Origin of the sequence: Cycloclasticus sp. P1 (genome assembly GCF_000299965.1) — a bacterium.
GTDB classification, from domain to species: Bacteria; Pseudomonadota; Gammaproteobacteria; order Methylococcales; family Cycloclasticaceae; genus Cycloclasticus; species Cycloclasticus pugetii.
The window spans coordinates 1,264,683-1,278,013 of the sequence record NC_018697.1 but is presented as its reverse complement, the minus strand read 5'-3'; the positions used below and the strand labels follow the sequence as shown (position 1 = coordinate 1,278,013).

The 13,331-nt window shown below is 42.0% G+C and carries 13 protein-coding genes; 11 read left to right on the top strand and 2 right to left on the bottom strand.

The features are described 5' to 3' along the window. The first annotated feature begins 2 nt into the window (after positions 1–2). The 6 genes from Q91_RS06110 (at position 3) to Q91_RS06085 (ending at position 5,092) form a co-directional block, all read left to right on the top strand. On the top strand, positions 3–773 hold the full coding sequence (locus Q91_RS06110) for a 3-hydroxyacyl-CoA dehydrogenase (protein ID WP_015006011.1): 771 nt from the start codon (positions 3–5) through the stop codon (positions 771–773). A 5-nt stretch (positions 774–778) separates the two neighbouring features. Beyond that, the gene (locus tag Q91_RS06105) at positions 779–1,543 is read left to right on the top strand and encodes an enoyl-CoA hydratase-related protein (RefSeq protein WP_050999771.1); all 765 of its coding nucleotides are present in this window, start codon (positions 779–781) and stop codon (positions 1,541–1,543) included. Between the two features lie 29 nt (positions 1,544–1,572). Then, positions 1,573–2,436 carry an SDR family oxidoreductase gene (locus Q91_RS06100; protein ID WP_015006009.1) on the top strand — a complete coding sequence of 288 codons (864 nt, stop codon included), beginning with the start codon at positions 1,573–1,575 and terminating at the stop codon, positions 2,434–2,436. Positions 2,437–2,451: 15 nt separating this feature from the next. Further along, positions 2,452–3,288, top strand: coding sequence for a CoA transferase (locus Q91_RS06095; protein WP_015006008.1), 837 nt, complete (start codon positions 2,452–2,454; stop codon positions 3,286–3,288). A gap of 85 nt (positions 3,289–3,373) precedes the next feature. Next, entirely contained in the window at positions 3,374–3,775 is a 402-nt protein-coding gene (locus Q91_RS06090; RefSeq protein ID WP_041230508.1) for an MAPEG family protein, read from the top strand. A 114-nt stretch (positions 3,776–3,889) separates the two neighbouring features. Further along, positions 3,890–5,092, top strand: a complete 1,203-nt coding sequence (locus Q91_RS06085; RefSeq protein WP_015006006.1) for an NnrS family protein — start codon at positions 3,890–3,892, stop codon at positions 5,090–5,092. A 61-nt stretch (positions 5,093–5,153) separates the two neighbouring features. Here Q91_RS06085 and Q91_RS06080 read toward each other — a convergent pair whose 3' ends face one another. After that, on the bottom strand, positions 5,154–5,819 hold the full coding sequence (locus Q91_RS06080; RefSeq protein WP_015006005.1) for a nitroreductase: 666 nt from the start codon (positions 5,817–5,819) through the stop codon (positions 5,154–5,156). Positions 5,820–6,068: 249 nt separating this feature from the next. Between Q91_RS06080 and Q91_RS06075 the strand changes: the two genes are divergently transcribed. The 4 genes from Q91_RS06075 (at position 6,069) to Q91_RS06060 (ending at position 10,143) form a co-directional block, all read left to right on the top strand. Continuing rightward, positions 6,069–6,815, top strand: a complete 747-nt coding sequence (locus tag Q91_RS06075) for an electron transfer flavoprotein subunit beta/FixA family protein (protein ID WP_015006004.1) — start codon at positions 6,069–6,071, stop codon at positions 6,813–6,815. Continuing rightward, a complete protein-coding gene (locus Q91_RS06070) occupies positions 6,815–7,753 on the top strand; it encodes an electron transfer flavoprotein subunit alpha/FixB family protein (RefSeq protein ID WP_015006003.1) in 939 nt (312 codons plus the stop codon). The genes Q91_RS06075 and Q91_RS06070 overlap by 1 nt, the downstream gene beginning before the upstream one ends. 80 nt (positions 7,754–7,833) lie before the next feature. Beyond that, positions 7,834–9,486, top strand: coding sequence for an electron transfer flavoprotein-ubiquinone oxidoreductase (locus Q91_RS06065; RefSeq protein WP_015006002.1), 1,653 nt, complete (start codon positions 7,834–7,836; stop codon positions 9,484–9,486). A gap of 42 nt (positions 9,487–9,528) precedes the next feature. Continuing rightward, entirely contained in the window at positions 9,529–10,143 is a 615-nt protein-coding gene (locus Q91_RS06060; RefSeq protein WP_015006001.1) for a TetR/AcrR family transcriptional regulator, read from the top strand. A 58-nt stretch (positions 10,144–10,201) separates the two neighbouring features. On the opposite strand, the gene Q91_RS06055 is transcribed toward Q91_RS06060, so the two are convergent. Further along, positions 10,202–11,590, bottom strand: coding sequence for an MmgE/PrpD family protein (locus Q91_RS06055; RefSeq protein WP_015006000.1), 1,389 nt, complete (start codon positions 11,588–11,590; stop codon positions 10,202–10,204). A 528-nt stretch (positions 11,591–12,118) separates the two neighbouring features. On the opposite strand from Q91_RS06055, the gene Q91_RS06050 reads away from it, so the two are divergent. Then, positions 12,119–13,318 (top strand): acyl-CoA dehydrogenase family protein, encoded by a 1,200-nt coding sequence (locus Q91_RS06050; RefSeq protein ID WP_015005999.1) that lies wholly within the window; start codon positions 12,119–12,121, stop codon positions 13,316–13,318. The last annotated feature ends 13 nt before the right edge of the window (positions 13,319–13,331 follow it).

Below are 13,331 nucleotides of genomic sequence, written 5' to 3'. Positions count from 1 at the left end.
GAGTGGATTATAAAGATAGAACATTTTTGGTAACCGGTGCAGGGTCTGGTTTAGGTGGTGCAACGGCGTCTATGCTAATTGAGCAAGGGGCTTATGTTGTTATATTGGATATTAATGAGCAAGCCGGTAAAGAGAAAGAAGCTGAATTAGGGGTAAATAGCCGGTTTATAAAAACAGATGTGACCAGTGAAGAAGAAGTGATGGCAGCGATAGAGCTGGCAAAGACTACATTTACAGGTGTGCATGGTGTCATTAATGCAGCGGGCGTAGCCATTGTTGGTAAGGTGCTAGATAGAGACGGTAACCCACACTCGTTAGAGCTATTTACGAAAGGGGTTACTATTAACCTTATTGGCACCTTTAATGTTATTCGCCTAGCGGCGCAGATGATGGCTAAAAATGAACCAACAGAAGGTGGTGAGCGGGGAGTTATTATCAACACAGCATCCATCGCTGCGTATGAGGGGCAAATTGGCCAAGCCAGTTATTCTGCATCTAAATCAGGCGTGGTGGGAATGACCTTACCCATTGCGCGTGAATTAGCTCGATATGGCATAAGAGTTTGTACTATTGCACCGGGCATTTTTGAAACGCCAATGTTGTCAGAACTTTCAGATGAAGCACGTGAATCTTTAGGTCAAATTGTTCCTTTCCCGCCACGTTTAGGGCAGCCGAATGAGTTTGCTTCACTTGCAGGGCATATTATTGAAAATGTCATGTTAAATGGTGAAGTGATTCGATTGGACGGTGCTGTTCGGTTAACAGCTAAGTAGGCGATATGATGCAATTCGAAACATTATTAATAGAAACCCCGGCTAAAGGTGTTGCTTTAATTCGCCTAAATAGACCTCGTCAATATAATGCCCTTAATTCAACTTTATTGGTTGAGTTAGGTGATGCACTAAACCATTTTGAAACCGATGATGCGGTTGGCGCGGTGATTATTACCGGCTCTGATAAAGCGTTTGCTGCCGGAGCAGATATTGCAGAAATGGTCGGTATTAGTGGTCAACAGATGCTTGAAATGGTTGAAGCCTCAACCGGTTGGAGGGCTTTATCGACATTTACCAAACCGACTGTTTGTGCTGTTTCCGGTATGGCATTAGGAGGTGGTTTTGAACTCGCATTACAGTGCGATATTTTATTGGCGACGAAAGGGGCAAAATTTGCCTTACCTGAAGTGAATTTAGGCGTTATTCCTGGGGCGGGTGGTACCCAACGTGTTGCTCAAATTATTGGTAAATCGTTAGCAATGGAAATGATTATGAATGGGCGAGCCCTATTTGCTGAAGAAGCACACCAACGAGGTATTGTTAGCCGCGTAATCGAGCCTACTGAGATAGAAGCCGAAGCCGTTCAATTGGCTTCAGAACTGGCTGCCAGAGCACCCTTGGCGGTACGTGCAGGTAAAGCTTGTGTCAATAAGGCGATGAGTTCTACATTAGAAGAGGGCTTATTGTTTGAACGAAACGCATTTATTCCATTGTTTGATACAGAAGATGCAAAACAAATGATGACGGCATTTTTAAATAAATCGAACTAGTTTCTAATCATTGAAATAAGGGATTAACAATGGGGTATCAATCAGATTTTCGTGCTGGCTTATTTAACAATAGAAATATTATTGTGACAGGGGCAGGCAGTGGTCTTGGGCGATGTAATGCGCATGAGTTAGCGTCTTTAGGTGCCCGTGTTTTGTTAGTGGGCCGTAAAATTGAAAAACTTGAAATGGTTCGCGACGAAATTATCGAAGATGGTGGGGTTTGTGACCTTGGCAGCTGTGATATACGTGATGAACAAGCGGTTACAGAACGGGTGGCAACATTCATTAAAAACCATGGGCAAATTTATGGTTTGGTGAATAATGCGGGCGGGCAATTTCCATCGCCATTGGAAAAAATCAGTAAGAACGGTTGGAATGCTGTGGTTAACACGAATTTAACGGGCGGTTTTTTAATGGCGCGTGAAGTTTATAAGCAGTCCATGTCAATTCATGGAGGGGCTATTGTTAATATCGTGGCAGACATGTGGGGCGGTATGCCAGGTATGGGGCATTCAGGGGCTGCACGTGCAGGCATGGCTAATTTTACACAGACAGCCGCTTATGAATGGGGGCATGCAAATGTACGAGTGAATGCGGTGGCTCCAGGCTGGATTATGTCGAGCGGAATGGATACCTATGACGCTGAATTTAAGGAGAGGCTTAAAACACTAAAAGATGCCGTGCCATTAGGCCGTTTAGGTAATGAAGCTGAAATTAGCGCAGCTATTTGTTTTTTGTTAAGCGATTCAGCCAGTTATATCAGTGGCACAACTATTCGAGTAGATGGTGCTGCATCACAGGGTAATACGGCTATTTACCCATTAGCTCAGGCGAAAAACTCAACCCCATTTAATGGTTTTCATCGTCAAATAACAGCGGACGTTTTTAAATAAATTGCTTTAAAAATAATGTTTAAACCATTAAAAAATATAACTATTGTTACAATAGCTTTAAACCTTCCTGGGCCTTTGGCAGCAAAACGTTTTTGCGAGCTAGGCGCAAACGTTGTAAAAGTTGAACCACCTCAAGGCGATCCGTTTGAGCAGTATTGCCCAGAATGGTATGCGCAACTAAATGAGGGGCAGCAACGTGAAGTTATCGATATAAAGTCAACTGAAGGGCGTGCACAATTAAATACATTGCTGTCGTCAGCCACCTTATTATTGACCGCTCAACGGCCAGCGGCATTAGAGCGATTAGGGCTTGGTTGGAATGAATTGCACGAAAAATTTCCATTGTTAAACCATCTTGCGGTAGTCGGTTATCCGCCGCCGAATGATAATCACGCTGGTCATGACTTAACGTATCAAGCCGCACTGGGTTTATTGAATCCACCTCATATGCCTAAAACATTAACTGCCGATTTAGCCGGTGCAGAACGTGCTGCATTTGAAGGTTTGGCAATGATAATGGCTACTAGAGAAGGTGAAAAAGCTAGGCAGGCTTTAGTCGCCTTGTCGGATGCAGCTGAGTACATGGCTCAACCGTTTAATTATGGTTTAACAAGCGACGGTGGTTTATTAAGCGGCGCTTTAGCTGAGTATGATTTATACGAAACACTGGATGGTTGGGTTGCTGTGGCAGCTCTTGAATCACATTTTAAAACTAAATTTAAACAGCAGTTAGCGCTTAAGTCATTTAATAAACAAGAAGTTGCGATTAGGTTAAAACAAAAATCATCGAGTGAATGGGTGGCGTGGGCTAATCAGCAAGATATTCCGTTAGTGGCAGTAAAAAAAGATTAAAACGAGCATACTGTGTTTGCTGATTAGTGTGCGATATTTAAAATATTTTGTAGAAAATAATAAATAACTAAGGGGAGAACAACACATGCTAACTATTATCATTTGCTTAAGCTGCATCGCTTTTATGCCGTATGTGGCATCGACTATTGGTGGTTATTATCGCGTATCACAAAAGGGTACGTATGATCTTGTTAACCCTCGTGCGCAAGCTCTGCAATTAGTCGGCGCTGGCGCTCGATCACAATACCTTCAAGCCAACTGCTGGGAGGCATTAATACTTTTCTCTGTAGCGATATTGGCTGTGTTTCTTGCTGGTGCGAATATTGAAACTGTTGGTATGCTCTCGGTTGCTTTTGTGGTTATTCGGTGTGTTTATTTTTTTGCTTATTTAGCGAATATGGCTATGTTACGTTTCACGGCGTTTACACTTGGTTTTTTTTGCTGTGCGGGTTTTTTTTATATGGCGGTTAACGCAGCTATTCTTTAGTTACTGTGAGATACCCATCGTTGTGAGTTTTTAAAGTACTTGACTATGATGCAGGTCATATAAGCGGCAAAGGCATTTGTTATAGGGTTAGCATCTTTATATGATGCTAACTGTATGAGTACGTTAAACGAAAATCCTTCGCAAGCAGAAATAAAATTCAATATATTTGTTTTAGGCTTTCGCCCATTTTTCCTTGCAGCCGGTGTGTTTTCAATAGTCAGTATGTCGGCCTGGATGGCGATATATGGTGCTGGGTTACAAATTCCTATAGCTGGTTTGCCTAGCTCGTATTGGCATGCGCATGAAATGTTGTACGGCTATACGATGGCGGTGGTGGCTGGTTTTTTATTAACGGCTATTAAGAATTGGACTGGCCAGCAAACTATTCAGTATACAGCTTTAATAATGCTGTGCTTAATGTGGCTGGCTGCTCGAGCTTGTATGTTGCTTGGGGCGAATTTTTTCATTCCTGCGGCGATGTTAGATTTAGGTTTTAACTTCTGTTTATTGTTGGCCGTGTTAGTGCCTGTTTTTAAGGTGAAACAGTGGCGGCAAGCAGGCATTGTGTTAGTGGTTTTTTTAATGGCGTTGTTCAATACGTTGTTTTATCTTGGCGTGTTTGGGGTCGTTGATGCCGGTACCTATTGGGGTATTTATGGCGCTTTATTTTTGTTGTTAGCGCTAGTGATGATAATGCTGAGACGTGTGATGCCTTTTTTTATTGAAAAAGGTCTCGATGAAACGGTTCAGTTGAAAAACTCCTTGTTTTTGGATAGCGCAAGCATTGTGCTGTTTTTGCTATTTGGGATAAATGAAGTATTTATTCTGGATGTGATGACAAGTAGTTATTTGGCGTTATTGTTATTTATTGTTTCTTCCGCCCGTTTATATAATTGGTATGCAAAGGGCATATGGCGTAAACCGCTTTTATGGGGAATTTATAGCGCTTTTATGGTTATAACCTTGGGCTTTTTATTGTTTGCTTTAGTGCCTTATGTGGATGTAGTAACACGTTCGCTTTCAATTCATGCTTTTACTTTAGGCGGGTTTGGCTTGTTGACGCTTTCTATGATGTCACGTGTTACCTTGGGTCACACAGGAAGAGAGGTTAAGCAACCTTCTTCGTGGATTACGGTGGCGCAATGGTTATTAGTAATGGGGGTTATTAGCCGAGTTGTCGTACCATTGTTTTTTCAGCGTTTTTATCTCGAGTCGGTTTTTATGTCGCAACTGCTTTGGATAATAGGTTTTGCCATTTTCCTTGTTGTTAATGTGCCTTTTTTAACAAAAGCAAGAGCCGATGCTGCTGAAGGTTAAACGTGTCCCTTAGCAGCATGGTTCTTTATAAAAACAATGGATAACACGATTAAGCGAGGTGTTAATCTGCCCATGTTGTGAAGCTGTCCACGTCTTCACGTTGTGTTCGATATTGATTTACAGCTTTATCATTATCGGGGTAACCGACAGATAAGCTACAGATGAAGGAGTATTGATCAGAGACGTTTAAACTCTCACGTACCAGATCAGGGTAATCACTGGTTGAGGCCTGCGGACAACTTCCTAGACCATGGCCGCGGAGGGCTAACATAACACTTTGTACAAACATCCCCATGTCAAACCATGAGCCTTGGGCCATTATTTTATCGATAAAGAAAAATATGCTGACGGGCGCATCAAAAAATCGATAATTAGCCAAGGCTGCCTCGGTTCTTTTTTCCTTGTCTTCACGGCCAATATCTAAGGCTTGGTAGAGATCCATTCCACATTGGAAGCGTCTGCCTTTGAACGGCTCGACCCATTCTTTTGGGTAGTATTGATAATCGGGGTTTGCTTTAACGCCATTTTTGGCGGCGTTTAATAAGGCATCTGAAATAGTTTGTTTTGTTTTACCTTGGGCAACAACGACTTTCCAAGGTTGTGTGTTGGTACCAGATGGAGCCCAACGCGCAGTATCTAGTACATCATAAATTACTTCTTTCGCTACGGGTTTATCTTGAAAGGCACGTACCGAGATTCGTCCTTTAATTGCTTCTTTTATATCCATGGAATTAAGACCGATTCATTTTAAAAAATATATATTATCAGCTTTGTGAGCGTCTAATAAAATAAAACGGGGTTAAAGGTCGATGTGTCTTTACTCAGTTTTTAGAAAGATTAAAGCTTTCAATTTGTTGTACAATTTAAATTCAAATATCTATTAGATTTTATCGTAGGTCAACTCAATATTATCTTTAAAAGAAACCTAATGATTGTTAGAATGTCCTTTAAAGTAACGAAAATGAAGGTAAAGTAAATGAAAGTTTTAGTGGGTGTTAAACGAGTTGTTGATTACAACGTTCGGATACAGGTTAAGGCCGATGGTTCAGGCGTTGCCGCTGATGGCGTTAAAATGAGCATGAATCCGTTTGATGAAATTGCTGTTGAAGAGGCGTTACGTCTCAAAGAATCAGGAACAGCAGAAGAAGTGATCGCTGTAACGATAGGCCCTAAAGTTTGTCAGGAGCAATTAAGAACTGCGCTAGCGATGGGTGCAGACCGTGCAATTCATGTTGAAACAGATGATGAAATTCAACCGTTAACAGGGGCACGTATTTTAAAAGCACTGGCTGATAAAGAGCAGCCTAAGATTGTGTTGTTAGGTAAACAAGCGATTGATGACGATAATAATCAAACAGCTCAAATGCTGGGTGCGTTATCACATTGGCCACAAGCAACATTCGCATCAGAAGTAAAAATTGAGGGTGACACAGCACAAGTGACTCGTGAAATTGATGCTGGGCTTGAAACGTTATCAGTTGATTTGCCAGCTGTTATTAGTGTGGATTTACGATTAAACGAGCCGCGCTATGTCAAACTTCCCGATATTATGAAAGCAAAGCGTAAACCGATTGAAACAGTAACCGTTGCGGAACTAAATGTTGAAGCAGCAGCACCAGTCAAGGTTTTAAAAACATCTGCACCGGCAAAACGCCAAGCAGGTATTAAAGTAGAGTCTGTTGATGAACTGGTTAGCGTATTAAAAGAAAAAGGGTTGGTCTAATGAGCAAAGTACTGGTTATTGCAGAACATAATGGTAGTGAATTAAATGGTTCTACAGCACGTGCTGTAGCTTGTGCAAGTGAACTTGGTTTAGAGGCTGTCGATGTGGCTGTGTTAGCTTCCGATGGACAATCGGTGGCAGAACAAGCGGCTAAGCTAACGGGTGTTGCAACAGTCATTTTGGTTCAAAACGAGGTTAATGAGCACGCTGTGGCAGCATTGCTAGCTCCGCAAATTGAGGTGTTAGCATCAGAGTACAGTCACGTGTTCGCGCCAAGCACAACATTTGGTAAAGATTTAATGCCGCGCGTTGCTGCACACTTGGGTGTGCCGCAAATCAGCGATATTATGCGTGTTGAAAGTGCAACTGTTTTTGATCGCCCAGTTTACGCTGGGAATGCGGTTGTAACGGTTGAAGCGCCAGAAGGGTTAGTGGTTGGGACGGTTAGAACGGCATCATATTCAGCAGTCTCAACAGAAGGTTCTGCTGTGATCGAAACACGCGAAGTAGCGGCTAACTTGCCTTCACACACGCGTTATGTAGGCCTTACCACCAGTGGCGGCGGCGATCGCCCTGATCTTCAAGCGGCTACAAAAGTTGTTTCTGGTGGACGTGGTGTTGGTAGCGAAGAAAACTTCAGTGTTATTTATAGTTTGGCTGATAAGTTAGGGGCGGGTGTTGGTGCATCGAGAGCAGCCGTTGACGCGGGCTTTATTCCTAATGATCATCAAGTTGGTCAAACGGGTAAAATTATTGCACCGGAACTTTACATGGCCTTTGGTATCTCAGGCGCTATTCAACACCTAGCAGGTATTAAAGATGCTGGAACTATCGTTGCTGTTAACAAAGATGCGGATGCGCCCATTTTTGAAGTGGCTGACTATGGTTTGGTTGGTGATTTATTTGAAGTGATTGAAGAGCTTGAAAAAGCCTTATAAGTACTTTATAAAATAATGAAGGTGCCAGGGCTACTGATAAGCGCTGGCACCTTTTTTTCGTATTAATGTTAGGGGGTAATATGGAACGTGAGTCAATGGAGTTTGATGTAGTGATCGTTGGTGCTGGGCCTGCTGGCTTATCAGCGGCCTGCAAACTGATGCAGTTAGCGCAAGAAAAAAACCAAGAATTAATGGTTTGTGTTATTGAAAAGGGCTCGGAAGTTGGCGCACATATTCTATCGGGTGCGGTGATTGAACCCACAGCGATGGATGAGCTGTTTCCTGATTGGAAAGAAAAAGGCGCACCATTAAAAACAAAGGTCAAAGGAGATGATGTTTATTATTTAACTGGCCAAGAAAAAGGTATCAAAACCCCTAACTTTTTAATTCCTAAACCGATGCATAATGAAGGTAATTATATTGTTAGCATGGCTAATGTGTGTCGTTGGTTGGCTGAGCAGGCAGAAGGGATGGGTGTTGAAATTTTCCCTGGGTTCACGGCATCAGAGGTTTTATATAATGATGATGGCAGTGTTAAGGGTATTTTAACCGGCGACATGGGCGTTGCTGAAGATGGTTCAGAAAAAGATGGCTACATGCCAGGTATGGAGTTGTTGGCTAAACAGACGATTTTTGCTGAAGGCTGCCGCGGTCACCTTGGTAAGCAATTAATGGAAACCTTTAACCTGCGTGAAAATGTTGACCCCCAGCATTATGGCTTAGGAATTAAAGAAATTTGGACAATTGAGCCGGAAAAACACGAAGAAGGGCTTGTCGTGCACACGGCTGGCTGGCCGCTTGATAACCACACTGAAGGCGGCGGCTTTTTGTACCATATGGAAAACAATCAAGTCGCACTTGGGTTTATCGTTGCATTAAATTATGACAACCCACATTTGAGCCCGTTTGATGAAATGCAACGTTGGAAGCTTAACCCTAAAATTTCTCAGTTCCTTGAAGGTGGAAAACGGATCGCATACGGTGCACGTGCAGTTAACAAAGGAGGAATGCAGTCAGTTCCTAAGCTTAGTTTCCCTGGTGGGCTGTTAGTGGGTTGTGATGCTGGTTTCCTAAATGGTGCAAAAATTAAAGGCAATCATACGGCCATGAAAACCGGAATGTTAGCTGCTGAAGCAATTATGGAGTCGATGTTAGCCGGTGATATTGCAAATAAGGCATTAACCGTAATGGACGATAAATACAAATCATCTTGGGTATTTGATGAATTGTATAAAACCCGTAATTTCGGCCCAGCGTTACATAAATTTGGTACGTTACTGGGTGGCTCATTTGCTTGGTTAGACCAAAATATTTTTGCAGGGAAGATGCCTTTTACTTGGCATAACACCACATCCGATCATGAAACTTTAAAACAAGCTTCACAGTGCGAGGCACCAGATTATCCAAAACCTGATGGAAAGCTTACGTTTGATAAATTGTCATCTGTTTTTTTATCTAGCACGAATCATGAAGAAGATCAGCCTTGCCATTTAAAATTAATAGATCCTTCTGTTCCAATTAAACATAATTTGCCGCTGTATGATGAGCCAGCTCAACGTTATTGCCCAGCTGGGGTTTATGAAGTGATTGAAGATGCTGAGGGCCAACCAACGTTTCAGATTAATGGCCAAAACTGTGTGCATTGCAAGACATGTGATATTAAAGACCCTACACAAAATATCACCTGGGTGACGCCTGAAGGGGGCGGTGGGCCGAACTATGCCAATATGTAGTTATGTTATAATCATTCAATTTAGTTAATCGTAAATTTAGCCATGTCGACAATACCAGCAGCTGCTCCAAAAAATAAAGTGAAGAAAACCAGAGAGAGAATTTTAGATGCTTCAGCAGCTTTGTTTAGTAAGCAAGGTTATAACGGTACAGCATTAAGAGATATAGCCAAGTCATTAGATATGAAGGCGGGTAGTCTTTATTATCATTTTGATTCGAAAGAACAGCTAGTTCTTGAGATTTTAAAGATTGGTCTTGAAAATATAATTAACACCGTGCTTGCTCGTGTTAATGCGTTGCCAGAAGACGCATCGACTCAAGAGGTCTTGATGGAGGCTGCAAAGGGACATTTAACTGCTTTGCTTGAAAAAGGAGACTATACCTCAACGAGTATTCGTAACTATGGGCAAATGCCAACTGCAGTCCAAGAAGAAGGGCGTGTAGGACGAGATAGGTACGAAAATATTTGGCGAAAATGGCTAGTTGCCGCACAGGAAAAAGGTGACATTAAAGCCGATGTCGATTTAAAAATATTAAGGCTGTCTTTACTAGGCTCACTTAATAGAACACTCGCTTGGTATTCACCTGGTGGTAAAACAATTGATGAAATTGCAGAAATTCAAATTGGTTTTTTCTGGGATGGTATTAAAGGGTCATAGTATTAAAGTGAATAACGTCAGCCAACTGTTACGTTATTCACTTTAAATTTAGTGGTCGTTATAAATGACTTGTTAATTCTGTCACGCTAGAAAATGAGGCCAAATTTAAAATAGCTTGTTGAATCTCAGTTGCTTTGTTTTTTGAGATTGCCAATTGGCAGTTAAGGAAAAATTTCTTAGCAATATCGTCAGCACTTAACGGCCTATCAAAACAACCTCGGTTTTTATGTTCGCGATGTTTCAGGACGCGCCCATCTTTTAAGGTGATATGTACTTCACCGGAGTAATAGGTTGGGAAACCAGAGTTTGGGTCTACCTGATAAATCACTTTTTTTGCTAATGCTGCAACGACAGGGTCTGCCAAGGGTGTAGGTTCTAGATCTGCTAAAGTAAAATCGTGGCGGACTAAAGCAACAGCAACTAAGTAAGGCACACTAAATTGAGCTTCATATGCACAGGTTGGTGCTTGTTTGTTCTCAAGCGGCTCGCACACTGTTTTAACAACTTCCTCGGGAACTAGTGCTGTAATGCTCTCAATTTGATCGACCGTTAATTGATGCTCTTTCGTTAAGTGTAAAGTAGCATCAATGCAAGCATGGGTGAAATGGCAAGAAGGGTAAGGCTTAACGCCTACATTCATAACCTCCCAAACAGTATTTAAGCCGGCGGTTGCCAAATCATAATCACAACCCGGTTCCAGCCCAATCAAGTGACTGTTGTATAAACCAAAACGCCCTTCATAAGGCAAACTCGGGCCAATATATCCGGCCTTAGCAAAGGTCGCTGCCATAATGCCAGATACGGCAGCCCAGCCTGGGTGATAACGCTTGGTCCATGCGCCATCTTCCAAAAATTCAAAATTACCTGAAGCCATACTTAAGGCAATACCTTGCGCCATCGTCATCTGTTCTACGGGCAGCTTCATTAACATGGCAGCGACAAGGGAACAGGCAAATGCTCCTGCGATTCCGGTGGGGTGATGACCGACTTGGTGAAAGGCTCCTTTTGCAACCATTCCAAGTCGAGCCCCGACTTCCATGCCTGCTATATAGGCGGCTAACATCTCTTCACCGGTTGAATTACATTTTTCAGCAACTGCTAAAACACAGGGCCAAACTGCTGAGGTCATATGCACTACACCTGCGACATGAGTATCATCAAAATCTAGTCCATGTATGAGTAAACCATTGGCCAGCGCAGCATCTCGGTAGGGCATTTTTTCACCTGTTCCGAGTACAATATGCTCACCGGGCTCCTTAAAGAGACGTAGTGCTTCGAGCCCTTTTTTGCTGAAATCATATTGAGTTGAAGCATAGGCGATACCTGTTCCATCTAGAATTAGTTGTAAGGCATATTGCTGAACATCAAGGGGGACGTTATTGAGATTGAAACCATGAACAAATTGAGACAGTTTAGTTGAGATGGTTTGAGAAGCTTGTTTATTCATTTAGCGTTATCCAATGTGAGTAAATGTTATTTTATTGTGAAAAATAACATAAAAAAGCTTAAATTACTTGCAAAATCTAACGATTGTTAGTATTTTATATGGTTGTGCTTTATGCCCTAAGGGTGAGGAGCAAATTGCCTTGAAGGCATTTTGTTTATTGATGCCGAATTTTTGAATTGGTAGCCACTGCCTATGAAAGCTTAGTAATTTAGGCAAAGTAAAACAATTGAAGGCTAGAAACGTGAGGGCGTAAATGAAGAGGTGTGCCTGTTTCTAGTGATCCAAAGCAAGATGATAACTAACAGTAGGTAATACTAAGACACTAACAAGAGTTAGGCAGACGCACTATTAACCGCCCGGGTGTCTATAATGGCTTCACGAATTAGTTGAAGACTATAAAACGAGAGTTAAGCGGCTATAGATCAACAATAAAACTATCAACCCATACCGTTTAGGGTGTAGATAACCAATCAATAAAACTTATTTAAAAGATAAATTTAATAAACTAAGGCAATAAAGGAGTTATACGTGGATTTAAATTATACCCCCGAGGAAAAAGCCTTCCAGCAGGAAGTGCGTGAATTTATTAAGGAAAATTACCCTAAAGATATACAAGAAAAAGTAGCTAAAGGTATTGCCCTTAAAAAAGAAGACTACGTACGCTGGCAAAAAATTCTGGCGGCTAAAGATGGTTGGGTTGCTCCAGGTTGGCCTGCTGAATATGGTGGCCCAGGTTGGACGCCGGTGCAAAAATATATCTTCGAGGAAGAGTGCGGTGCAGCTAATTGCCTTAGGACAGTAGCTTTTGGTTTAGTGATGTTAGCACCGGTGTTGATGAAATATGGTACGCCTGAACAACGCGATAAATATCTAAATGATATTCTTCATAGTAATGTGTGGTGGTGCCAAGGTTATTCGGAACCTAATGCAGGTTCAGATTTAGCTTCATTACAAACAAAAGCTGAAAGACAGGGCGACCATTACATTGTCAATGGCTCAAAAACATGGACAACACACGGCCATTACGCCGACATGATGTTTACACTGGTAAGGACCAGCCAAGAAGATCGAAAACAAAAAGGCATTAGCTTTTTATTAATTGATATGAAATCGCCAGGTGTTTCAACCTCGCCGATTATTACGGTTGATGGCATGCATGTGGTTAACCAAGTATTTCTAGAAAACGTGAAAGTGCCGGTAGAGAACCTAGTGGGCGAAGAAGGTGAAGGCTGGACAATTGCTAAATCATTATTGATGCATGAGCGTACATATATTGCGCAAGTACCTCGTTCAAAAAGACAAATTAAACGTCTTAAAGAGCTCGCTTCAAAAGAAAAATATAATGGTAAGCCATTGATTGAAGATGCGATGTTTAAAGCGAAAATATCAGCAGTTGAAATTGAATTAATGGCCTTAGAAATGACTAATATGCGCGTGTTGTCCAAACTTGCATTGGGCGATGCGCCGGGTGCTGAGTCCTCGCTTTTAAAAGTTAAAGGGACAGAGGTTCAACAAGCAATCACTGCTTTATTAATGGAAGCAGTTGGTTATTTTGCCTTGCCTTACGTAAAAGAGTCTATGACCGAAGGTTGGCAAGAAGAACCTATTGGGCCGGAAGAAGCATCAGTACTGACGCCTCACTATTTAGATTGGCGTAAATCATCCATTTATGGTGGATCAAATGAAATTCAAAAGAACATCATGGCGAAGGCCGTGTTGGGCCTTTAAGCAGTAGGAGTAG